Annotated in this window: 24 protein-coding genes; 12 read left to right on the forward strand and 12 right to left on the reverse strand. The window is 60.7% G+C overall.

Translation table 11 applies throughout. The features are described 5' to 3' along the window. The first annotated feature begins 56 nt into the window (after positions 1-56). From hisB to HU749_RS02725, 6 genes are all read left to right on the forward strand, one after another. Entirely contained in the window at positions 57-650 is a 594-nt protein-coding gene (hisB, locus tag HU749_RS02700; RefSeq protein ID WP_003186751.1) for an imidazoleglycerol-phosphate dehydratase HisB, read from the forward strand. Further along, positions 650-1,288, forward strand: coding sequence for an imidazole glycerol phosphate synthase subunit HisH (hisH, locus tag HU749_RS02705; protein ID WP_014336096.1), 639 nt, complete (start codon positions 650-652; stop codon positions 1,286-1,288). The genes hisB and hisH overlap by 1 nt, the downstream gene beginning before the upstream one ends. Continuing rightward, on the forward strand, positions 1,288-1,542 hold the full coding sequence (locus HU749_RS02710) for a DUF2164 domain-containing protein (protein WP_018606317.1): 255 nt from the start codon (positions 1,288-1,290) through the stop codon (positions 1,540-1,542). Before hisH ends, HU749_RS02710 begins: the two co-directional genes overlap by 1 nt. 42 nt (positions 1,543-1,584) lie before the next feature. After that, positions 1,585-2,322, forward strand: a complete 738-nt coding sequence (gene hisA / locus HU749_RS02715) for a 1-(5-phosphoribosyl)-5-[(5-phosphoribosylamino)methylideneamino]imidazole-4-carboxamide isomerase (protein ID WP_186651398.1) — start codon at positions 1,585-1,587, stop codon at positions 2,320-2,322. 9 nt (positions 2,323-2,331) lie between these two features. Next, complete coding sequence (hisF, locus tag HU749_RS02720) at positions 2,332-3,102, forward strand: imidazole glycerol phosphate synthase subunit HisF (RefSeq protein ID WP_003196830.1); 771 nt, start codon at positions 2,332-2,334, stop codon at positions 3,100-3,102. A gap of 63 nt (positions 3,103-3,165) precedes the next feature. Then, the gene (locus tag HU749_RS02725) at positions 3,166-3,912 is read left to right on the forward strand and encodes a substrate-binding periplasmic protein (RefSeq protein WP_186651395.1); all 747 of its coding nucleotides are present in this window, start codon (positions 3,166-3,168) and stop codon (positions 3,910-3,912) included. Positions 3,913-4,079: 167 nt separating this feature from the next. Here the strand turns inward: HU749_RS02725 and HU749_RS02730 are convergent, their stop codons facing one another. The 4 genes from HU749_RS02730 to gpmI form a co-directional block, all read right to left on the reverse strand. Beyond that, the gene (locus tag HU749_RS02730) at positions 4,080-4,859 is read right to left on the reverse strand and encodes a divergent polysaccharide deacetylase family protein (RefSeq protein WP_186651393.1); all 780 of its coding nucleotides are present in this window, start codon (positions 4,857-4,859) and stop codon (positions 4,080-4,082) included. A 1-nt stretch (position 4,860) separates the two neighbouring features. After that, positions 4,861-6,177: a S41 family peptidase gene (locus HU749_RS02735; RefSeq protein WP_079301536.1), complete on the reverse strand. Its 1,317-nt coding sequence runs from the start codon at positions 6,175-6,177 to the stop codon at positions 4,861-4,863. A 32-nt stretch (positions 6,178-6,209) separates the two neighbouring features. Next, the gene (locus tag HU749_RS02740; RefSeq protein WP_014336103.1) at positions 6,210-7,502 is read right to left on the reverse strand and encodes a murein hydrolase activator EnvC family protein; all 1,293 of its coding nucleotides are present in this window, start codon (positions 7,500-7,502) and stop codon (positions 6,210-6,212) included. A 241-nt stretch (positions 7,503-7,743) separates the two neighbouring features. Further along, positions 7,744-9,273 carry a 2,3-bisphosphoglycerate-independent phosphoglycerate mutase gene (gpmI, locus tag HU749_RS02745; protein WP_079301537.1) on the reverse strand — a complete coding sequence of 510 codons (1,530 nt, stop codon included), beginning with the start codon at positions 9,271-9,273 and terminating at the stop codon, positions 7,744-7,746. A 152-nt stretch (positions 9,274-9,425) separates the two neighbouring features. Here gpmI and HU749_RS02750 point away from each other — a divergent pair, with 152 nt between their 5' ends. The 3 genes from HU749_RS02750 to secB are packed head-to-tail and all read left to right on the forward strand — an operon-like array spanning position 9,426 to position 10,618. Next, on the forward strand, positions 9,426-9,839 hold the full coding sequence (locus HU749_RS02750; protein ID WP_014336105.1) for a rhodanese-like domain-containing protein: 414 nt from the start codon (positions 9,426-9,428) through the stop codon (positions 9,837-9,839). 1 nt (position 9,840) lies between these two features. Further along, complete coding sequence (gene grxC / locus HU749_RS02755; RefSeq protein WP_014336106.1) at positions 9,841-10,095, forward strand: glutaredoxin 3; 255 nt, start codon at positions 9,841-9,843, stop codon at positions 10,093-10,095. A 40-nt stretch (positions 10,096-10,135) separates the two neighbouring features. Further along, entirely contained in the window at positions 10,136-10,618 is a 483-nt protein-coding gene (secB, locus tag HU749_RS02760; protein WP_014336107.1) for a protein-export chaperone SecB, read from the forward strand. Positions 10,619-10,741: 123 nt separating this feature from the next. Here the strand turns inward: secB and trmL are convergent, their stop codons facing one another. Then, entirely contained in the window at positions 10,742-11,197 is a 456-nt protein-coding gene (trmL, locus tag HU749_RS02765; RefSeq protein WP_079301538.1) for a tRNA (uridine(34)/cytosine(34)/5-carboxymethylaminomethyluridine(34)-2'-O)-methyltransferase TrmL, read from the reverse strand. Here trmL and HU749_RS02770 point away from each other — a divergent pair. Then, positions 11,196-11,636 carry a hypothetical protein gene (locus HU749_RS02770; RefSeq protein WP_186651391.1) on the forward strand — a complete coding sequence of 147 codons (441 nt, stop codon included), beginning with the start codon at positions 11,196-11,198 and terminating at the stop codon, positions 11,634-11,636. The two genes, trmL and HU749_RS02770, sit on opposite strands and share 2 nt — an antisense overlap. Before the next feature lie 527 nt (positions 11,637-12,163). Here HU749_RS02770 and ntrC read toward each other — a convergent pair. The 6 genes from ntrC to glnA form a co-directional block, all read right to left on the reverse strand. After that, positions 12,164-13,600 carry a nitrogen regulation protein NR(I) gene (gene ntrC, locus HU749_RS02775; protein ID WP_014336110.1) on the reverse strand — a complete coding sequence of 479 codons (1,437 nt, stop codon included), beginning with the start codon at positions 13,598-13,600 and terminating at the stop codon, positions 12,164-12,166. Further along, on the reverse strand, positions 13,597-14,682 hold the full coding sequence (glnL, locus tag HU749_RS02780) for a nitrogen regulation protein NR(II) (RefSeq protein ID WP_014336111.1): 1,086 nt from the start codon (positions 14,680-14,682) through the stop codon (positions 13,597-13,599). Before glnL ends, ntrC begins: the two co-directional genes overlap by 4 nt. 253 nt (positions 14,683-14,935) lie before the next feature. Continuing rightward, on the reverse strand, positions 14,936-15,556 hold the full coding sequence (locus HU749_RS02785) for a DUF4124 domain-containing protein (protein WP_014336112.1): 621 nt from the start codon (positions 15,554-15,556) through the stop codon (positions 14,936-14,938). Next, positions 15,553-16,071, reverse strand: a complete 519-nt coding sequence (locus HU749_RS02790) for a DUF4124 domain-containing protein (RefSeq protein WP_186651389.1) — start codon at positions 16,069-16,071, stop codon at positions 15,553-15,555. The genes HU749_RS02785 and HU749_RS02790 overlap by 4 nt, the downstream gene beginning before the upstream one ends. A 189-nt stretch (positions 16,072-16,260) precedes the next feature. Next, positions 16,261-16,824 carry a chorismate mutase gene (locus HU749_RS02795; protein WP_186651387.1) on the reverse strand — a complete coding sequence of 188 codons (564 nt, stop codon included), beginning with the start codon at positions 16,822-16,824 and terminating at the stop codon, positions 16,261-16,263. Positions 16,825-16,948: 124 nt separating this feature from the next. Then, positions 16,949-18,355 carry a type I glutamate--ammonia ligase gene (glnA, locus tag HU749_RS02800; protein ID WP_014336114.1) on the reverse strand — a complete coding sequence of 469 codons (1,407 nt, stop codon included), beginning with the start codon at positions 18,353-18,355 and terminating at the stop codon, positions 16,949-16,951. Between the two features lie 328 nt (positions 18,356-18,683). On the opposite strand from glnA, the gene thiI reads away from it, so the two are divergent. Together thiI and typA are read left to right on the forward strand one after the other, a co-directional pair. After that, positions 18,684-20,138 (forward strand): tRNA uracil 4-sulfurtransferase ThiI, encoded by a 1,455-nt coding sequence (gene thiI / locus HU749_RS02805; RefSeq protein ID WP_003196863.1) that lies wholly within the window; start codon positions 18,684-18,686, stop codon positions 20,136-20,138. Between the two features lie 138 nt (positions 20,139-20,276). Next, entirely contained in the window at positions 20,277-22,097 is a 1,821-nt protein-coding gene (typA, locus tag HU749_RS02810; RefSeq protein ID WP_003186725.1) for a translational GTPase TypA, read from the forward strand. A gap of 205 nt (positions 22,098-22,302) precedes the next feature. On the opposite strand, the gene HU749_RS02815 is transcribed toward typA, so the two are convergent. Continuing rightward, a complete protein-coding gene (locus HU749_RS02815; protein WP_003196865.1) occupies positions 22,303-22,740 on the reverse strand; it encodes a YkgJ family cysteine cluster protein in 438 nt (145 codons plus the stop codon). Positions 22,741-22,799 lie beyond the last annotated feature (59 nt).

Below are 22,799 nucleotides of genomic sequence, written 5' to 3' on the forward strand. Positions count from 1 at the left end.
CGCTCGCGCCCCTATAATGGCTGCCTTTTTCGCCCAATGATTTTGCGGAGCTGGTGATGGCCGAACGTAAGGCGTCTGTCGAGCGCGACACTCTGGAAACCCAGATCAAAGCCTCGATCAACCTGGATGGCACCGGAAAGGCCCGGTTTGATATCGGTGTACCTTTTCTTGAGCACATGCTGGACCAGATCGCCCGTCACGGGCTGATCGACCTGGACATCGTCAGCAAGGGCGACTTGCATATCGACGACCACCACACGGTGGAAGACGTCGGTATCACCTTGGGCCAGGCCTTTACCAAAGCCATCGGCGACAAGAAGGGTATCCGTCGCTACGGCCATGCCTACGTGCCGCTCGATGAAGCGCTGTCGCGCGTGGTCATCGACTTCTCCGGCCGTCCGGGCCTGCAGATGCACGTGCCGTACACCCGTGCCACCGTCGGCGGCTTCGACGTTGACCTGTTCCAGGAATTCTTCCAGGGCTTCGTCAACCACGCCAACGTGACCCTGCACATCGACAACCTGCGCGGGCACAACACCCACCACCAGATCGAAACCGTGTTCAAGGCTTTCGGCCGCGCCCTGCGCATGGCCGTCGAGCTCGATGACCGCATGGCCGGCCAGATGCCTTCCACCAAGGGCGTCCTGTAATGCAGACGGTCGCGGTAATCGACTACGGCATGGGCAACCTGCACTCGGTGGCCAAGGCCCTCGAGCACGTGGGCGCCGGCAAGGTGCTGATCACCAGCGATGCCGACGTGATTCGCGAAGCCGACCGGGTGGTGTTCCCCGGCGTCGGTGCGATTCGTGATTGCATGGCCGAGATTCGTCGCCTGGGCTTCGACACGCTGGTGCACGAAGTCAGCCAGGACCGTCCGTTCCTCGGCATCTGCGTGGGCATGCAAGCCTTGCTCGAACGCAGCGAAGAGAACGACGGTGTCGATTGCATTGCCATGTTCCCAGGCCAGGTGAAGTTTTTTGGCAAGGGCCTGCATGAAGACGGCGAGCACCTGAAAGTCCCGCACATGGGTTGGAACGAAGTGAAGCAGACGGTGGATCACCCGCTGTGGCACAACATCCCGGACCTGGCGCGCTTCTACTTCGTGCACAGCTACTACATCGCCGCCGGCAATGCGCGGCAGGTGGTGGGCAGCGGTCACTATGGCGTTGATTTCGCCGCGGCCCTGGCCGATGGTTCGCGCTTCGCCGTGCAGTTCCACCCCGAGAAGAGCCATACCCATGGCCTGCAGCTGTTGCAGAACTTCGCCGCGTGGGATGGGCGCTGGTAATGGCCCGCAAGAAACCGCCGATCCTCACCCTCACGCCCGAGCAGGAGAGTGAAGCGAACCGCAAGATCCAGCGGTTCATGGAGGACCGGTTCGAGCTGGACCTGGGCTCGTTCGAAGCGGCGGAAATTCTTGACCTGTTTACCCGCGAAATTGCTCCGCACTATTACAACAGGGCGATTTTCGATGTGCAGACGCACCTTAAAGAAAGGTTCGAAAGCATTGAAAGCGACTTGTGGGCGCTCGAGAAAAACTGATTTTCGAGCCAAGCTGAATATTCGTATTTGAAGGTTTGCCAGATGCTGATTATCCCCGCTATCGATCTCAAGGACGGCGCTTGCGTACGTCTGCGTCAGGGCCGCATGGAAGACTCCACGGTGTTTTCCGATGACCCGGTGAGCATGGCCGCCAAGTGGGTGGAGGGTGGCTGCCGTCGCCTGCATCTGGTCGACCTGAACGGCGCCTTCGAAGGGCAGCCGGTCAATGGCGAAGTGGTCACGGCCATTGCCAAGCGCTACCCGAACCTGCCGATCCAGATCGGCGGCGGCATTCGCTCGCTGGAAACCATCGAACATTACGTCAAGGCTGGCGTGAGCTACGTGATCATCGGCACCAAGGCCGTGAAAGACCCGGCGTTCGTCGCCGAAGCCTGTCGCGCGTTCCCTGGCAAGATCATCGTCGGCCTGGATGCCAAAGACGGTTTCGTCGCCACCGATGGCTGGGCTGAAATCAGCACCGTGCAGGTGATCGACCTGGCCAAGCGTTTCGAAGCCGACGGCGTGTCTGCCATCGTCTACACCGACATCGCCAAAGACGGCATGATGCAGGGCTGCAATGTCCCGTTCACCGCCGCCCTGGCCGCCGCGACGAAGATCCCGGTCATCGCTTCCGGTGGCATCCACAACCTGGGTGACATCAAGTCGCTGCTCGATGCCAAGGCGCCGGGCATCATCGGCGCAATCACTGGCCGTGCGATCTACGAAGGCACTCTCGATGTCGCTGAAGCGCAAGCTTTCTGCGATTCGTACAAAGGCTGAGGACTCACCATGGCGCTGGCCAAACGCATCATCCCTTGCCTGGACGTGGACAACGGCCGGGTGGTCAAGGGCGTCAAGTTCGAGAACATCCGTGATGCCGGTGACCCGGTGGAAATCGCCCGTCGCTACGACGAACAGGGTGCGGACGAGATCACCTTCCTCGACATCACGGCCAGCGTCGATGGCCGCGATACCACATTGCATACCGTCGAGCGCATGGCCAGCCAGGTGTTCATCCCGCTGACCGTGGGCGGTGGCGTACGCACCGTGCAAGACATCCGCAACCTGCTCAATGCCGGGGCCGACAAGGTGTCGATCAACACTGCGGCGGTGTTCAACCCGGAGTTCGTCGGCGAAGCGGCCCAGCACTTTGGCTCGCAGTGCATCGTCGTGGCTATCGATGCGAAGAAGGTCTCCGGCCCGGGCGAAACCCCGCGCTGGGAAATCTTCACCCACGGCGGGCGCAAACCCACTGGCCTGGACGCCGTCGAGTGGGCGAAGAAGATGGAAGGCCTGGGCGCCGGTGAGATCCTGCTGACCAGCATGGACCAGGACGGCATGAAAAACGGCTTCGACCTCGGCGTCACTCGCGCCATCAGCGATGCCCTGGGCATTCCGGTGATCGCTTCCGGCGGCGTCGGCAACCTGCAACACCTGGCCGACGGCATCCTCGAAGGCCACGCCAGCGCGGTGTTGGCGGCGAGCATTTTCCACTTTGGCGAATACACCGTGCCGGAAGCCAAGGCCTACATGGCGCATCGCGGTATCTGCATTCGCTGACTGCTGGACACCATGGCGGGCCCAAGGCACTCTTGGGCACACCATGGATTGCGGTAGCCCGACATGCTCAAACGCCTCGTTCTTGCCTTTGCCGGTGCCACGCTGCTGCTCGCCGGTACCGTCCGCGCCGCTGATACATCGCTGGTGTTACTGACGGAAAACTTCCCGCCGTACAACATGGCCAAGAACGGCAAGAACTTCGCCCAGGACGAAAACATCCATGGCATTGCCGTGGACATTGTCCGCGAAATTTTCAAGCGTGCCGATATCTCCTACAGCCTGACACTGCGTTTCCCCTGGGAACGGATCTACAAACTCGCCCTGGAGAATCCTGGTTACGGCGTGTTTGTCATGGCGCGGTTACCGGAGCGTGAAAAGCTGTTCAAATGGGTCGGCCCCATCGGCCCGGATGATTGGATCATGCTCGCCAAGGCCGACAGCAAGATCGCCCTAGGCTCGCTGGAGCAGGCGCGCCAATACAAGGTCGGTGCCTACAAGGGCGACGCGATTGCCGAGACATTGGCCAAGCAGGGGCTGAACCCGATTGTCGTGTTGCGCGATCAGGACAACGCCCGGAAACTGGTCAACGGCCAGATCGACCTGTGGGCCACCGGCGACCCTGCCGGGCGTTACCTGGCGCGTCAGGAAGGGGTGAACGATCTCAAGACCGTGCTGCGATTCAACAGTGCCGAGCTGTACCTGGCCTTGAACAAAGACGTGCCTGACGACGTGGTTGCCCGGCTTCAAAAGGCCCTGGATGAGTTGCGCAAGGAAGGTCAAGTGGACGCGATCATGGCGCGGTATCTCTGACCGCTGTGCAGGACTGTGCCGCCTTCATCGTCGGATCGCCGCCCGGAGCAAGCTCGCTCCCACAGTGGTTCTGAATCGGACACAAAATTTGTGTTCACAGCAGATCCCCTGTGGGAGCGAGCTTGCTCGCGATGGCGGCGACGCGGTTTTGAAATGGTTCTCAGCGGCTACCGATAAACCCCATCTTTCCCATGCCCGACCATCGCCCGATTGCTGCGCAGGCTGATCATCGACTTGATGTCGATCCATTCGATGCCCTGGGCCTTGAGCTTGGGTAGCTCGCGTTCGAGCACCGCCAGGGTCTGTGGGTAGGGGTGGCCAATCATCACGGCTGAGCCCTGCCGGCGGGCCAGGTCGATGGCGGTCTGGAGTTGCTGGGCGATGGCGGCTTCGGTGCGCTCGTCGTCCAGGAACACATCCCGCGACACGCTGGCGAGGCCGATCTTCTGCGCCTCGGCGGCGGCGACGGTCTGGGCGCTGGTGCGGCTGTCGACGAAAAACTTGTGGCGCTGCTGCAAATTCGCCATCAGCCACGCCATGGCCTGGGGCTGGGCGGTCATGCGGCTGCCCATGTGGTTGTTGATCCCGCTGGTGTAGGGCACTGCCGCGAAGGCGGCGTCGAGGCGCTTGCCCAGTTCTTCGACGGGCAGCTCAGGATGCCAGGCGAACGGCCCGGTGGCCGGGTCCATGGGCATGTGCAGCATGACCAGTTTGCCGGCGCGATGGGCCTCGCGGGCGAGTTCGGCGGCGTGGGGTGTGTCCGGCATGATCGCGGCGGTGACCGGGCCGGGGAGGGCCAGTACCCGGCGATCCCGGGGCAGGTTTTGCCCCAGGTCGTCGATGATCAGGCTCAGGTACGCCTTGTGCGGCGAAGAGGGTGTGGCGGGCGCCGCGTTAACGGCCCCCGCCAGCAGGCACAGCAGGACGAAGGTGAAACGCAGGCCCATCTCAGCGGCCGGACGTGATGTTCAACCCTTTGAGCAGGCTCAGGGCCTGGGCCAACTGATAGTCGTCATCCTGCGGCATTGGCTTGGCCTTGGCGCCTGAGCCGGTCGGCTTGTCGGCACCGCCGTTGCCATTGCCCAGATGACCTTGCAGGTCGGCTTCCTTGAAATATTCGCTGTCCTGCTCGTTGGTGATCTTGGCCTTGCGCACCTCGATGTCCGGGACGATGCCCTGGGCCTGGATGGAACGGCCGTTGGGCGTGAAGTACAGCGCAGTGGTGATCTTCAGGGCGCGGTCGTTGTTCAGTGGCAAGACGGTCTGCACCGAGCCCTTGCCAAAACTGGTGGTGCCCATGACCACGCCACGCTTCTGGTCCTGCAGGGCGCCGGCGACGATTTCCGATGCCGAGGCGCTGCCGCCGTTGATCAGCACCACCAATGGCACGGCTTCGCTCAGGTCGTTGCCGGTGGCCGAGAAGCGCAGCTCGGAGTTGGCGATACGCCCCTTGGTGTAGACGATCAGGCCCTTGGTGATGAAGTGATCCACCACTTCCACTGCCGATTGCAGCACACCCCCGGGGTTGTTGCGCAGGTCCAGGACCAGGCCGTTGAGCTTCTTGCCGTTTTCCTTGCGCATCTTGGCCAGGGCCTTGGCGACTTCTTCGCCGGTCTTGACCTGGAACTGAGTGATGCGGATGTAGCCGTAGCCCGATTCCAGCAACTGGCTCTTCACGCTCTTGACCTGGATGACCGCCCGCGTGAGGGTCACGTCGAACGGCGTGCCACCGTCGCGCACCAGGGTCAGGGTGATCTTCTGGCCGATCTTGCCGCGCATCTTGTCCACGGCTTCGGTCATGCTCTGGCCGCGGGTCGGCTGGCCGTTGATCTTGACGATGAAGTCACCGGCCTGGATGCCGGCCTTGGAAGCGGGTGTGTCGTCGATCGGCGAAACCACTTTGACGAAACCGTCTTCGCTGCCGACCTCGATGCCCAGGCCGCCGAATTCGCCGCTGGTGCTTTCCTGCAACTCGGCAAAATCCTCCGGCCCCAGGTAGGCCGAATGCGGGTCAAGGTTGCTGAGCATGCCTTTGATGGCGTTCTCCAGCAGTACTTTGTCGTCCACCGGTTCGACATAGGCGGCCTTGATCCGGTCCATGACCTCGGCAAAGGTGCGCAGTTCGTCCAGCGGCAGCGGGGCCTTGGTGGTCGCGGCTGTGGCGGCGGGTACCGACGGGGCCGGTTCGGCGGCGAAAGCCAGGGGCGCAGCGATCACGAGGGCGATCGTCAGGGCCAGCGAGGTAAGGCGGGACAAATGCAGCATGTCGAACGAACTCCTTAATAGGATGGGCGCGCTTATCCTTGCGCACGACACCATTGGGCCGGGTCACTGGGGCGACCCTGCTGACGAATAGCGAAATACAGTGCTGGCGTATCCTGCCCGCCACTGTTACCGACCGTGGAGATGGACTCGCCGGCCTTGACCACATCCCCCGCCGCCTTGAGCAGCGTCTGGTTGTGGCCGTACAGGCTCAAATAACCGTTGCCGTGATCCAGGATCACCAGCAGGCCGGCACCGCGCAACCAGTCGGCGAAGACCACGCGCCCGCCATGTACGGCATGTACCTGGCTGCCGGCGGAGGCGCTGATCATCACACCGTCCCACTTGGTGCGGGTGTCGTCGCCGCGGGTTTCACCGAAGCGCGCAAGCAATCGACCATTGACCGGCCATGGAAGTTTGCCTCGTGCCGAACCAAAAGCGCCGCCGAAGGTTTCTCCGGCACTGGAAACCAGTGCGCCGGGGCTGGATTTTGCCGGTTTGCGCGGTGCGTCGCCGGCGTCTGCGTCGGCCTGGGCTTCACGCAAACGCTTTTTTTCGGCTTCCTGCTGGGCGATCAGCGCTTTCTGGCGCGCTTCTTCCGCCTCTCGGGCCTGGCGGGCCAGGGTCTCTTCGATGGTTTTCAACACATTGGCCAGTTCGGCCTGGTCCTGCTCGCGGGCCTTGAGTTTGCTGTCGCGGGCCTTCACGTCGTCATTGAGCTTGGCCAGGGCCACCTGGCGTTCCTTGCGGACCTTCTCGAGCTCTTCGCGCTGGGTGTCGAGGCTGCTTTTCTGCACCAGCAACTGGGCTTGTTGCAGCTCGATGTCTTTTTCGACATTGGCCAGTTGGCGCAGGGTTTCGTTGAAGCTCTTGAGCTGTTCCAGGCGTGCCTGGCTCAGGTAATCGTAATAAGTCAGGGTGCGGGCGAATTTCTCGGGGTTCTGCTGGTTGAGCAGCAGCTTGAGATATTCCTGGCGACCGTTCTGGTAGGCGGCCCGGGCCTGGATGGCGATCAGCTTTTGCTGTTCAGTGCGCGCGCTCTGGAGTTTTTTTTTCTCTCCATCGAGCCGCTGCAGCTCGGATTCGCTTTTCTTCAGCTCTTTTTGCAGGGCCTCGACCTGCTTCTCCAGATTGCCCATCTCGGTCTCGGTGCCGCGCAGGTCTTTCTGCACGCTGGATTTCTCTTCCTGCAACTTGCCCAGCAGCTTTTTCAGCTCGGCAATGTCCTGGCGCGTGGCTTCCAACTGTTGTTGGGTTTGCGCGCGCTCGTCGGCAAAGGCCGGTTGGAGCAGGCAGGTCAGAGCGAGGGCTATCAGGACGCGAAGCATAGAGGCGGGCGACACCAGGGAAAGGGACGGCCTAGTATGCCCGCCCCACGCTGCAAAAAAAACGCCCATTTGGGGCTGTGTGATAACTGGAGCGGTGCAGGGCACTTATTTCCCGCCAAACCCCCGTGGGAGCAAAGCTTGCTCGCGATGACGTCAGCACATCCAACGAAAATGTAGATGGTTAGATTGCTATCGCGAGCAAGCTTTGCTCCCACAGGGTTTGCGGTGATTGATGGATCAATCAGACCAGGATCGAAGTCCCGGTCATCTCCGCCGGCTTCTCCATGCCCAGCAGCATCAGCATGGTCGGTGCCACGTCGGCCAGCACGCCACCGTCGCGGACCTTGAAGTTGCGCTTGCCGACATAGATGAACGGCACCGGCTCGGTGGTGTGGGCGGTGTGGGCCTGGCCGGTGGACTCATCGGACATCTGCTCGACGTTGCCGTGGTCGGCCGTGATCAGTGCTTCGCCGCCGACCTTTTCCAAGGCTTCGACGATACGGCCAACGCAGGTGTCCAGGCATTCCACGGCCTTGACCGCCGCGTCGAACACGCCACTGTGGCCCACCATGTCGCCGTTGGCGTAGTTGACCACGATCACGTCGTAACGCTGGTTTTCAATGGCGTCGACGATGCGGTCGGTCACTTCCGGCGCGCTCATCTCCGGTTGCAGGTCGTAGGTGGCGACTTTTGGCGAGGGGATCAGGATGCGTTCTTCGCCCGGGAAGGGTTCTTCACGGCCGCCGGAGAAAAAGAACGTCACGTGGGCGTACTTTTCGGTCTCGGCGATGCGCAGTTGGGTCTTGCCGTTCTTCGCCAGGTAGTCGCCCAGCACGTTTTCCAGGCTTCCGGCGGCGAAGGCCGATGGCGCAGGAATGCTGGCGGCGTATTGGGTGAGCATCACGAAACCGGCCAGTTTCGGCTGGCGAGCGCGTTCGAACTCCTTGAAGTCGTCCTCGACAAACACGCGGGTCAGTTCGCGAGCGCGGTCGGCGCGGAAGTTCATGAACACCACGGCGTCGCCGTCTTCAACCTTCACCGGCTCACCGATGGTGGTGGCCTTGACGAATTCGTCGCTTTCGCCGCGCTCGTAGGCGGCTTGCAGGCCTTCCTGGGCGGTGGCGGCGTTGAACTCGGCGCTGCCGTCGACGATCAGGTTGTAGGCCTGGGACACGCGGTCCCAACGGTTGTCACGGTCCATGGCGTAGTAGCGGCCAATGAGGCTGGCGATGCGCCCCTTGCCGAGTGCCTGGAACGCTGCGTCCAGCAGTTCGATCGACGACGTGGCGCTTTTCGGCGGGGTGTCGCGGCCATCGAGGAACGCGTGCAGGTAGATCTGCTCGGCGCCGCGCTTGAAGGCCAGTTCGGCCATGGCGATCAGGTGGTCCTGGTGGCTGTGCACGCCACCGTCGGACAGCAGGCCCATGAAGTGCACGGCCTTGCCGGCGGCCACGGCTTTATCCACGGCGGCGCAGATGGTCGGGTTTTCGAAGAATTCACCGTCGCGGATCGATTTGGTCACGCGAGTGAAGTCCTGGTACACCACGCGGCCTGCGCCGAGGTTCATGTGGCCGACTTCGGAGTTGCCCATCTGCCCGTCCGGCAGGCCGACGTCCATGCCGCTGCCGGAGATCAGGCCGTTGGGCACGGTGGCCCACAAACGGTCCAGCACAGGCTTGTTGGCCGAATACACGGCGTTGGATTCGTGGCTGTCACTGTGACCGAAGCCGTCGAGAATCATCAGGACCAAAGGTTTAGGCGTGGTAGTCATGGAATCCACTCGTGGCGGGTTAAAAGAAGACGATGGAAAAGGGACGGGCAGTTTAAAGGTAAGTTCCGACGGCGTCACCGCCGGGCGGGGTTTGGCCGGCCTTGTGTGCTGTGTATACTGGCCGACATTTTAACGCCCTGGAACCTCCTTCGATGGTTGCTCACCTGATTGAATTTGCCACTAACCACTACCTTCTCGTCGGTATCTTCGTCGTACTGCTGGCGTTGCTGGTAGCCCATACGATGCAGGGCGGCGGCCGCAGCCTCAGTACCGCCGAGCTGACGGCGCTGGTCAACAAGGATGCCGGCGTGGTGGTGGACATCCGCCCGAGCAAGGACTACGCCGCCGGCCACATTGTCGGGGCGGTGAATATTCCCCAGGACAAACTGATCGCCCGTATCGGCGAGCTGGAAAAACACAAGGCCAAGACGCTGATCCTGGTAGATGCCCAAGGCCAGCACGCCGGCACCCACGCCCGCGAGCTGATGAAGTCCGGTTTCACCGCTGCCAAGCTGTCCGGCGGCGTTGCGAGCTGGAAAGCCGACAATCTGCCCCTGGTGAAGTGAAATGCCCCACGTTGTTGTCTATTCCAGCGATTACTGCCCCTATTGTTCCAGAGCCAAGTTCCTGCTCCAGAACAAAGGCGTGGCTTTCGAAGAGATCAAGGTCGACGGCAAGCCGCAACTGCGCGCCGAGATGACCCAGAAGGCCGGGCGCACGTCCGTGCCGCAGATCTGGATCGGCAGCACCCACGTGGGCGGTTGCGATGATCTGTTCGCCCTGGAGCGCGCCGGCAAGCTCGACGCACTGCTCAAGGCCTGAATTTCCCACTGAAAGAACCTGAAAGTAAGAAGGATCTGCGATGACTGACCAACAGAACACAGCTGCCAGCGAAGACGAAGCCGCACCGCAATTCTCCTTGCAGCGCATTTATGTACGTGACCTGTCCTTCGAAGCCCCGAAAAGCCCGGCGATCTTTCGCCAGCAGTGGGAGCCGAGTGTAGGCCTGGACCTGAACACCCGCCAGAAAGCCCTGGAAGATGACTTCCACGAAGTGGTGCTGACCCTGTCGGTCACCGTAAAAAACGGTGACGAAGTGGCGTTCATCGCCGAAGTGCAGCAGGCCGGGATCTTCCTGATCAAGAACCTGGATGCGGCCTCGATGAGCCACACCCTGGGTGCATTCTGCCCGAACATCCTGTTCCCTTATGCCCGCGAAACCCTGGACAGCCTGGTGACCCGCGGCTCGTTCCCGGCCCTGATGCTGGCCCCAGTGAACTTCGATGCCCTGTATGCGCAAGAACTGCAGCGCATGCAGCAAGAAGGCGGCGCGACCGTTCAGTAAACGGTCGACGCAAGTCCAATGTGGGAGCGGGCTTGCTCGCGAAAGCGGTGTTTCAGGCGACATTGATGTCAACTGACACACCGCTTTCGCGAGCAAGCCCGCTCCCACATTTGTTATGTGCTGCTATTGAAAGCCGTTCTGCCGCCACGCCTCATAAACCGCCACTGCCACGGTATTGGACAGGTTCAGGCTGCGGCAGCCTTCGCGCATCGGCAGGCGCAGGCGTTGGTCGGCGGGCAGGGCGTCCAGCACGTCGGCCGGCAGGCCACGGCTTTCCGGGCCGAACAGGAACGCATCACCGGCGACGAAGCTGGCGTCATGGAACGGCCGCGAACCCTTGGTGGTAAAGGCGAACAGGCGCGGATGCCCCAGGCTCTCCAGACAACTGGCAAGGTCGGCGTGACGCTGCAAGGTGGCATACTCGTGGTAGTCGAGACCGGCACGGCGCAGGCGCTTGTCGTCCATCTCGAAGCCCAGCGGTTCGATCAAATGCAGGTGGCAGCCGCTGTTGGCGCACAACCTGATGACGTTGCCGGTATTCGGCGGAATTTCCGGTTGAAAAAGGATGACGTGAAACATGCACGGCTCCGCAGATAAAGATGAGCGGCATTCTACGCCGCAAATTGATCGACGTTCGAAGCTAATGCCTCGGGTGATGGGCTCGTTGGCGATCTTTGGCTTGATGGTGGGATTGATGATCGGTCGCTTGACCACGCCTGAGCCGAGTGCGCTGCAGCAGGTCGAGGTGACTGATGGCGTGCTTGTGGTCTGGTTCAACAATGAACCCAAGCTCCATGGGGAAATCGTCGACGGCTCAGTAGCGCTGCTGTTCCAGGCAGAAGGTCGGCCGCAGAAGGGCCAACTCAAGCTCAACGGCAAGGACGTGAACTGGCGGGTGCGTTTGAGTGACAAAGGGTTGTTGCTGACGCTGGTGGCGGCGCGTGCGTTGCGGGGAGAGTGGACCGGCAGCGAGGTCGATGACCGCTGGCGGCTGGAGGTCCGTCTCCAGGAGCAATAAAAGAGGGAATCCCCGGCCTGCCTGTACCAAGGTCCCCAAAACGGGAGGGCGTGCGCTAAGCGCATGGCCCTGGATGTAAAGAAGGGAAACCTTGACCTGCCTGTATCAAGGCCCCCAAAACAGTGGGCTCGATGAGCCCGGTATAAAATGGGGAATCCCCGGCCTGCCTGTACCAAGGTCCCCGAAACTGGGTAGTGATTGGGTTATTGCAGGTGGCGTGCCAGTTTTAAATGGTTTGTCACAAAAACACTGCTGGTGATGCGAAAAGCCCCGTATTCCGGGGCTTTTGCTTTTGTTTGTGCGGTTTTTTTCGAACTGGATCGATTGGTTTTGGCTCGTTGTGCATGCGCAATTGCGGTTCGCAGTGCATTGATGCGGTGCACACAGTCCTTTAAAAAGCATCGCGAGCAAGCTCGCTCCCACAGGGGATCTGCGGTGAACACAAATTTTGTGCCTGATGCAGAACCATTGTGGGAGCGAGCTTGCTCGCGATTGGCCTTCAAGATCAGCGAAGGGTTAAAGGCCGATCAGCCCTCATCCCCGTCATCATCATCCCCACCGTCAACCTTCATCCCCAATTCCTTGATCTTGCGGGTCAAGGTATTGCGGCCCCAGCCCAGCAGCACGGCGGCGTCGCGGCGGCGACCGGCGGTGTGCTTGAGGGCGGTCTCGATCATGATCCGCTCGAAACTGGGCACGGCGCTGTCCAAAAGGCTCGACTGGCCACGGGCCAGGGCCTGGTCGGCCCACTGGCGCAGGGCTTGCTCCCAGTTGGTCACCGGGGCTGAATCCTGCGGCAGGCTCAACAGCTCCGGCGGCAGGTCGCTGATGTGCACTTCGCGGCCCGAAGCCATCACCGTGATCCAGCGGCAGGTGTTCTCCAACTGACGCACGTTGCCCGGCCACGGCAGGTTCTTGAGGTATTCCTCGGTTTCGCTCTTGAGCAGCTTGGGCTCGACCGCCAGTTCCTGGGCCGCGCGGCTGAGGAAGTGCCGGGCCAGGGTCGGGATGTCTTCGCGACGATCCGCCAGGCGCGGGATATGAATGCGGATCACATTCAGGCGGTGGAACAAGTCCTCACGGAATTTGCCGGCGTGAACCAGGGTTTCCAGATTCTGGTGGGTTGCGGCGATGATTCGCACGTCCACCTTGACCGGCGTATGCCCGCCGACCCGATAGAACTCGCCATCGGCCAGTACGCGCAGCAAGCGGGTCTGGGTGTCCGCCGGCATGTCGCCGATTTCATCGAGGAACAACGTGCCGCCGTCGGCTTGCTCGAAGCGCCCGCGCCGCAGGTTGGCCGCGCCGGTGAATGCTCCTTTTTCGTGGCCGAACAGCTCGGACTCCATCAGGTCCTTGGGAATCGCCGCCATGTTCAGCGCGATGAACGGCGACGCCGCCCGTGGACTGTGGCGGTGCAGGGCGTGGGCCACCAGTTCCTTACCGGTGCCCGACTCGCCGTTGATCAGCACGGTGATGTTGGAGTGGCTCAGGCGCCCGATGGCGCGAAACACTTCCTGCATAGCCGGCGCTTCGCCGATGATTTCCGGGGTACGGGCCAGGGCCGGCACCTCTTCCATGCCCTGTTGTTCCTGGGCATGTTGATTGGCGCGCTTGACCAGCGATACCGCTTCATCGACGTCGAACGGTTTGGGCAGGTACTCGAAGGCTCCGCCCTGGTAGGACGCCACGGCGCTGTCCAGGTCGGAATGGGCGGTCATGATGATCACCGGCAGCCGCGGATGCTGTTCGCGAATCCGCGCCAGCAGGTCCAGGCCGCTGGCGCCAGGCATGCGGATGTCGGAGATGATGACGTCCGGTTGCTGACGCGCCAGGCGACTCATCACCCCATCGGCGCTGTCGAAGCTCTGGGTGGTCATGCCTTCCTGTTGCAAGGCTTTTTCCAGGACCCAACGGATAGAACGGTCGTCATCGACGATCCACACGGTTTCACTACGGCTCATGTCGATGTGGCTCCTTGTTCCAGTGGCAGGAAGATCGAGAAGGTGGTGTGGCCGGGGTGGCTTTCACACTCGATCAAGCCCTGATGCTGACTGATGATGTTCTGGGTAATGGCCAGGCCCAGCCCGGTACCGTCCGGACGGCCGCTGACCATGGGAAAAAAGATGGTTTCCTGCAGCTCGGCAGGGATGCCCGGGCCGTTGTCGATGATTTCGATCTTGGTCACCAGGCGATGGCGCACGTGGCCGATGGTGAACTGGCGCATGGCGCGGGTGCGCAGGCTGATGCGACCCAGGCGCAGCTCGTTCTGGCTGCTGATGGCTTGCATTGCGTTGCGCACGATGTTCAGCACGGCCTGGATCATCTGCTCGCGGTCGATCAGGACATCGGGGATGCTCGGGTCGTAGTCGCGCACCAGCGTGATGCAACCCTGGCTTTCCGCTTCCACCAGGCTGCTGACGCGCTCGAGCACCTCATGCACGTTGCACATCGCCAGTGATGGCAGCTTGTTCGAGCCGAGCATGCGATCCACCAGGTTGCGCAGGCGGTCGGCTTCCTCAATGATGACGTTGGTGTAGTCCTTGAGGCTTTCTTCCGGCAGTTCGCGGGCGAGCAACTGCGCCGCGCCACGAATCCCGCCGAGGGGGTTCTTGATCTCATGGGCCAGGCCGCGCACCAGCATCTTGCTGGTTTCCTGCTTGGACAATTGCGCTTCTTCCTTGGTGATGCGCAGCAGGCGATCACGCGGGTGGACTTCCAGCAGCAGCAGGGTGGCGCCGTTGTTCAGGATCGGCGTAACCGCGTAGTCCACGGTCAGGGTCTGGCCGGTCAGCGCGGTGAGCATTGCCTCGCGCTTGGTGAACGGATGGGCCTGTTCCACCGCCTGGCGCAAGGAGTTGAGCGCTTCGGTGGATTCGGTGAACAACTCGCTGATGAACTGCCCGTGGCTGCGCTGGCCACTGACGGCCAGGAGCATCTCCGCCGCCGGGTTCATGTACTCGAGGCGAAGTTCGGCGTCGAGCAGGATGGTCGCGGTAGTGAGGTTGTCGAGCAGCAAGCGGTGTAGTGCGTCGCTAATGGTCATCAGGACCTCTTTTGGAGCGTAGCAACTCGGGACCGGTCCCAAATTGCGCGCGCGATTAATGCGCTGTTACAAGGAAAATGCAAAAACCAAACCAAGGCTCCGAAAAGAAGCGTTTAGAGCCTCAAAAAGGTGTTTTTCGCCCGGTTGCGTGGCATTCAGCCAGCTTTTACGGGTACTTTCGAACCAAAATGGGTTTGTGATCTGAGTAGTGTGCAATGTATTGCACCAATATAGTGCGCAGTCCTGAGTGACGTTAGAAGAACGGCAGGATGCTGCTTTTTTCTTCTTCAGGCTTTTCGGCGAGGGGGCATTCGGGGCGTTGACCGTAGTCGGTCGTGGTGCAGGGCTTGATGCGGCGCTTTTGCGCCAGGGACATGCGTTGCATATGGAAGGGCTGGTTGGCGGTGCGTTCGACGATGCGGTCCTGCTCATCGAGAATTTCTACCGCCAGGTGATGGGTGCCTCGATCAATGTTGCTCAAGGCAAATACCGGGCTCGGCCCCGGCGCGCCCGTCGGCTGGCCGTCGAGCAGCAGGCGGTAGCGGTGGCCTTTTTTCAGGCCGGGTTCGCTGGTGACGCTGACGATCAGTTCGCCTGCGGTGCTGCGTATCGTCGCGTCCGGCTCGGGTATCAACAGTCGGAGCATTTCGTAACGAAACAGCGGCTCGGGCCGGGCTTCGGCGGTGGGCGCCGTTGTTGTGCCCGGCGGCGTTGGCATCCGGTTGCCGGGTGGCAGTTGGACTTTCTTCGCATTGCCGGGGCGCGGCTGGTCGGTGAAGACGCGATTACCCTGGGCATCGATGTAGGTGTAGACCTGCGCCACCCCAGGCAGCGCCGCCAGCGCCAAGCTAAGCGCGAGCAGCCAGCGGATCATGGTTGGTGCACCCGCTGCACGGTGAACGTGACGGTTTCGCTTTGTTGCACGAGGGTGTCCCCGTCGATGATTTGCACCGCCAGGCTGTGCTCGCCCCGATCGATGTTCACCAATTGCAGGCGCGGCACGTTGGTCGGCTGGCCATAGGGTTGCCCGTCCAGCAGCAGCCGGAACAGGTGAGGGCTGCGCAGGCGCGGTTGCGCCCGCACGCCAACGGTGAAGGTGCCGTTGTTGGCGCGCAGGGCTTCTTCGGTGGGGATGTCCGTCAGTTCCAGTACCTCGTAGGCATTGCGCGGCTCGTCGCTGTTGGTGGGGGCTGGCGGTGTGTCCGGGCTGGCCGGGGATTGGCGTTCGATACTGTTGAGCGGCGGCAACTCCACCGTCTGGGCTGGTACGCCTTGGGGCGGCTGGTTGCTGTAGGCGGTGTTGCCGTCGGCGTCGGTGTACTTGTAGATCTGCGCGGCGGCGGGCAGTGCCAGCAGCAACAACAGGATGATTGAAAAGCCGCGACCCATGGAAAATCGACCGAAAACGAAAAGTGATGGATTGCAGCATAGGTCAGGGAGGGTGATTGACCCAAGTTGTTGCACCCAAACCCTGTGGGAGCGAGCTTACTCGCGATAGCGGTATGTCAGTCACTGAGATATTGGCTGTGCCGACCTCATCGCGAGCAAGCTCGTTCCCACAGGGGAAGGGGGGCTGTCTTAAGCTTTTGTGGAGATACACAGCTCTCCGGTCGCTCGGATCAGGGCGAGGCGGTGCACCGGATGTTGCTTGTTGTGGTGGGTGGCTCGGGCCAGCCATTGCGGGCACTGCGGGTCGGTGCGGTAGGGGGCGAAGTCGGCCAGTTGTTGCAGCAGGCGTTTTTGCAACCGGTCGAGTTGCGGGCGGATCTGTCCCACCAGGTCCGGGCGCGGGAGGTCCGGGGCCTTGCCTTCCTGGGCCCAGTCGGACAGGTTGATGTACTGCACCATTTTGTTGGCTTCTATCTGGGCGGAGAAAAACGCTTCCACGGTTTCGCCACTCAGCTTGTAGGCCGGCGCCTGGGCGACAGCCGCGGCAATGACTTCACGCTCGCGCTGACGGTCTTCTACCGGTTTATGGCTGTCCCATTTGCTCAGGGCCACTTGATCGGCCAGGGCCAGGCGTTCGCCAATGGCGTTAAGCAGCGGGGTCAGGGCCTCGGGGGCTTGAGTCGAGGCGGCTTCGGCGGTGGTGGCCAGCAGCGCGGCTGACAGGGCAAGGCAGAGTTTGAAGCGCAAAGTCATGGACAGTCTCGTCTTCTATGGGGGGGGGCGACGGGGCATCATGCACGTAACTGGCGCCCATAAAAAAGGCCTCCCGAAGGAGGCCTTTCTTTATTGCACGCCGTGCGTGGCGGCGCTTACTGGATTAGCAGCTGTAGTACAGCTCATATTCCAGTGGGTGTACGAAGGTGCGAACCTTGATTTCTTCTTCGCTTTTCAGTGCGATGTAAGCGTCGATGAAGTCATCGCTGAATACGCCGCCCTTGGTCAGGAACGCACGGCCCTTGTCCAGCTCTTCCAGGGCTTCTTTCAAGCTGCCACACACCTGTGGAATTTCCTTGGCCTCTTCAGGCGGCAGGTCATACAGGTTTTTGTCAGCGGCGTCGCCAGGGTGGATCTTGTTCTGGATACCGTCCAGACCGGCCATCATCAGTGCAGCGAAGGCCAGGTACGGGTTGGCAGCCGGATCCGGGAAGCGCGCTTCGATACGGCGGGCTTTAGGGCTGTTCACGTAAGGAATGCGGATCGAGGCGGAACGGTTGCGAGCCGAGTAGGCCAGCATGACCGGGGCTTCGAAGCCAGGTACCAGGCGCTTGTAGGAGTTGGTCGACGGGTTGGTGAAGCCGTTCAGGGCCTTACCGTGCTTGATGATACCGCCGATGAAGTACAGGGCGGTGTCCGACAGGCCGGCATAGCCTTCGCCTGCGAAGGTGTTCTTGCCGTCCTTGGAGATCGACATGTGAACGTGCATGCCCGAACCGTTGTCGCCGTACAGAGGCTTCGGCATGAAGGTCGCGGTGCGGCCGTAGGCGTCAGCAACGTTGTGTACGCAGTACTTCAGGGTCTGGACTTCGTCTGCCTTCTTCACCAGCGTGTTGAATTTCACGCCGATTTCGTTCTGGCCGGCAGTTGCCACTTCGTGGTGGTGAACTTCTACGGTCTGGCCCATTTCTTCCAGTGCGTTGCACATGGAGGTACGGATTTCGTGGTCGAAGTCGAACGGTGGAACCGGGAAGTAACCGCCTTTGATACCTGGACGGTGGCCTTTGTTGCCGCCTTCCACGTCCTGGTCGGACATCCACGAACCCTGTTCGGAGAAGATCTTGAACATGGAACCGGAGATGTCGGACTTGAATTTGACCGAGTCGAAGATGAAGAACTCAGGCTCAGGACCGAAGAAAGCGGTGTCGCCGATACCGGTGGACTTCAGGTATTCCTCGGCGCGGTGGGCGATGGCGCGTGGGTCGCGGTCATAGCCTTGCATGGTCGAAGGTTCGATGATGTCGCAGACCAGGATCAGGGTCGGCTCTTCGGTGAACGGGTCCAGGACGGCAGTTTCGTCGTCCGGCATCAGGATCATGTCGGAGGCTTCGATGCCTTTCCAGCCGGAGATGGAGGAACCGTCGAACATTTTCCCGATTTCAAAGAATTCGTCGTCCAGCGCATCACGGGCCGGCATGGTCACGTGATGTTGAGTACCTTTGGTGTCAGTGAAGCGCAGATCAATCCACTTGACGTCATGATCTTTGATGAGTTGAACCGACTTCGACATATGTCCTCCGGGTGGCTTCGGGCGGGTAGTGGAGTGCCCTTAGATATGGGTGATGCCGGCGCGAATACTCTGCCATGGCAACCTGCCTCACAAGGGAGCAAATTGCATGCCAGTGCCCCAGCATGGGTTTTTTGCACCAAATCCACGCTTTTAAAGGCGTAAATCAAAGATTGTCAGACAATAACGCACTGCAATGTGGCGCCGTCAATCGATAATGACCTGTTTTGGTGCATGCAAAACCATCTGCACATAAACTGGTTAAACCTTGAGCAATTTCCGCTATAATCCGCGCCCCCCTTTTTCGGCTGGCCGTTCGCGCGCTGTTTTCATGAAACTAATCGTAAAAGTCTTCCCCGAGATCACCATCAAGAGCCGCCCGGTACGGATGCGTTTCATCCGCCAGTTGGCCAAGAACATCCGTGCCGTGCTCCGAGACCTGGACCCGGCCGTGGTGGTGAATGGCGTGTGGGACAACCTCGAGCTGGAAACCCGTGTCAGCGAACCCAAGGTCCTGAAGGAAATGACCGAGCGCCTGAGCTGCATGCCGGGCATCGCGCATTTCCTGCAAGTCGATGAATACCCGCTGGGGGATTTCGACGACATCCTCGCCAAGTGCATGCTCCATTATGGTGATGCCCTGGCCGGCAAGATTTTCTCGGTGCGCTGCAAGCGTGCCGGCAAGCACCCGTTCAGTTCGATGGATGTGGAAAAGTACGTCGGCAGCCAGTTGCGCCGACAGTGCGGCGCGGCCGGTATTTCGCTGAAAGACCCGCAGATCGAAGTGCGCATCGAAATTCGCGACCAGCGGCTGTTCGTGATCCACAGCCAGCACAACAGCATTGGCGGTTATCCGCTGGGTTCGCTGGAGCAGACCCTGGTGCTGATGTCCGGCGGTTTCGACTCCACGGTGGCCGCCTACCAGATCATGCGTCGCGGGTTGATGAGCCATTTCTGCTTCTTCAACCTCGGCGGACGCGCCCATGAACTGGGCGTGATGGAAGTGGCGCACTTCATCTGGAAGAAGTACGGCAGCTCCCAACGCGTGTTATTTGTGAGTGTGCCGTTCGAAGAAGTCCTGGGCGAGATTCTCGGCAAAGTCGATAACAGTCATATGGGCGTCATTTTGAAGCGTATGATGTTGCGCGCCGCTTCACGAATTGCCGACCGCCTGCAAATCGATGCGCTGGTGACCGGCGAGGCGATCTCCCAGGTGTCGAGCCAGACGTTGCCGAACCTGTCGGTGATCGACTGCGTGACCGAGAAGCTGGTCTTGCGGCCGCTGATTGCCAGCCACAAGCAGGACATCATCGACCAGGCCAATGAAATCGGCACCGCCGAGTTTGCCCGGCACATGCCGGAGTACTGCGGCGTCATCTCGGTCAATCCGAAGACGGCGGCCAAGCGCGGGCGGGTGGAACACGAAGAGAAAGAATTCGACATGGCAGTGCTCGAGCGTGCGCTCGAAAATGCCAGGCTGGTGCCAATCGATCGAGTCATCGATGAGTTGGGCCAGGACATTCAGATTGAAGAAGTCGGCGAAGCGCTGGCCGGTCAGATCATCATCGACATCCGTCACCCGGACGACGCTGAAGACGACCCGCTGAGTATCGCCGGCATCGAGGTAAAAACGATGCCGTTCTATGCAGTGAACGCGCGTTTCAAGGAACTGGACCCTACTCGCCAGTACCTGCTGTATTGCGACAAAGGCGTGATGAGTCGCCTGCATGCCCACCATTTGCTCAGTGAGGGGCATGCCAATGTGCGCGTTTATCGACCGAGCTAAGTGCCCGGGGCTGTTTGCCTGTGGCCTGCGTCACCGGCCCCCCGACGCCGCCGACAGGCTGTAACGGCTTTGTCGGACTCAACGTAAATCGCTGCCACGACCTGTCAGCACACCGAATCCTCTGATCGAGATACACAAGTGATCGAAAATCTACGCAACATCGCCATCATTGCTCACGTTGACCATGGTAAGACCACCCTGGTAGACAAACTCTTGCGTCAATCCGGCACCCTGGAGCGCAACGAGCTCAACGACGAGCGCGTGATGGACTCCAACGACCAGGAAAAAGAGCGCGGTATTACCATCCTGGCGAAAAACACCGCCATCAACTGGAATGGCTACCACATCAACATCGTGGACACCCCGGGCCACGCCGACTTCGGTGGTGAAGTAGAGCGCGTGATGTCGATGGTCGACTCCGTGCTGCTGCTGGTCGATGCCCAGGACGGCCCTATGCCGCAAACCCGCTTCGTGACCAAGAAGGCTTTTGAAGCCGGCCTGCGTCCGATCGTGGTGATCAACAAGGTTGACCGTCCAGGCGCGCGTCCGGACTGGGTTCTGGACCAGATCTTCGACCTGTTCGACAACCTGGGTGCCACCGAAGAACAGCTGGACTTCAAAGTCGTCTACGCCTCGGCCCTGAACGGTATTGCCGGTCTGGACCACACCGCCATGGCTGAAGACATGACCCCGCTGTACCAGTCGATCGTCGACGACGTACCAGCGCCGAAAGTCGACCGTGACGGTCCGTTCCAGATGCAGATCTCGGCACTGGACTACAACAGCTTCCTGGGTGTTATCGGTGTTGGCCGTATCGCCCGTGGTCGCATCAAGCCGAACACTCCAGTGGTTGCCATCGACGCCGACGGCAAGAAGCGCAACGGTCGTATCCTCAAGCTGATGGGTCACCACGGCCTGCACCGCATCGATGTTGAAGAAGCAGCGGCCGGCGACATCGTTTGCATCAGCGGCTTCGAGCAACTGTTCATCTCCGACACCCTGTGCGACCCACTGAACGTCGAAGCGATGAAGCCGTTGACCGTCGACGAGCCAACCGTTTCCATGACCTTCCAGGTCAACGACTCGCCATTCTGCGGTAAAGAAGGCAAGTTCGTGACCAGCCGTAACATCAAGGAACGCCTGGACAAAGAGCTGCTCTACAACGTTGCACTGCGCGTTGAAGAAGGCGACTCGGCCGACAAGTTCAAGGTCTCCGGCCGTGGTGAGCTGCACCTCTCGGTACTGATCGAAACCATGCGTCGCGAAGGCTTCGAAATGGGTGTGGGCCGTCCTGAAGTGATCATCCGCATGGTTGATGGCGTCAAGCACGAACCGTACGAAAACGTGACCATCGACCTGCCGGAAGAATCCCAGGGCGCGATCATGGAACAAATGGGCCTGCGTAAAGGCGACCTGACCAACATGGTTCCGGATGGCAAGGGCCGTGTGCGCCTTGAGTACAACATCCCGGCTCGTGGCCTGATCGGTTTCCGTAACGAGTTCCTGACCCTGACCTCCGGTGGCGGTATCCTGACTTCGATCTTTGATCGTTACGACGTGATGAAGTCCGGCGACATGTCCGGCCGTCAGAACGGCGTCCTGGTATCGGTTGCGACCGGCAAGGCACTGACCTACTCGCTGGAAACCCTGCAAGCGCGCGGCAAGCTGTTCGTCGAGCACGGCCAGGATATCTACGAAGGTCAAATCGTCGGCCTGAACAGCCGCGACAACGACCTGGGCGTGAACCCAACCAAAGGCAAGAAGCTCGACAACATGCGTGCTTCGGGCAAAGACGAAACCATCGCTCTGGTTCCGCCGGTCAAGTTCACCCTGGAGCAGGCTCTGGAGTTCGTGCAGGAAGACGAGCTGTGTGAAGTCACTCCTAAGTCCATCCGTCTTCGCAAGAAGATCCTGGGCGAAAGCGAGCGTACCCGCGCTGCCAAGAAAAGCGGCAACTGAGTTTCGACTTAGTTAGCAGCTAAAAAAACGCCCCTGATTGTGAAATCAGGGGCGTTTTTTATGCCTGGGGTTTGTGTGTCGCTTGTCAGGGCCCTATCGCGAGCAGGCTCGCTCCCACAGTGGATCTTCAGTGGATACAGACCTCGTGTGGGAGCGAGCTTGCTCGCGATAACGGCGGTTCAGACACAGCTGAATCATCAGTCGATCAGAATTTGTCCAGCGTCCGCGGATTACGCTCGCGCTCCACTTCCTTGGGCTTGTAGGCGCAATAGCCTGGCCGTGGCCCGACCCGTGGGTGGTTGCGGCAAGTGTCCGGGCGTTTCTCGTAAATGGTGCACAATCGGCTTTTGCGGTCCAGATAAAGGCAATCGTTGTTGCTCATGCGCTGGAGCGTGAAGATTTCCGACTTCTGGTTGTAGCGCTCGACGATCCCTTCCTTTTGCAGGCGCTTGGCGATGTTCTTCGGCGGGTCGCCCAGTTCGAACTCATCGACGATGCCGATGCGGATCAGGTCCTTGATCTTGACCTCCACCGGCAGCGTGCAGCAGCTCGACACGCAGGAACCGCACATCGGGGCAGAGTACTTGGCCCAGGTATCGAGTCGGTCGATCTCCGCGGCGGCGATCAGGTTGGGCTTCATCATCACGGTTTACCAGCATGCATCAGGGCGCGCGATCATACCGGGACTGGTGAAATTTTGAA

The organism is Pseudomonas ogarae (genome assembly GCF_014268695.2).
In the GTDB taxonomy this organism is placed as follows: Bacteria; Pseudomonadota; Gammaproteobacteria; order Pseudomonadales; family Pseudomonadaceae; genus Aquipseudomonas; species Aquipseudomonas kilonensis.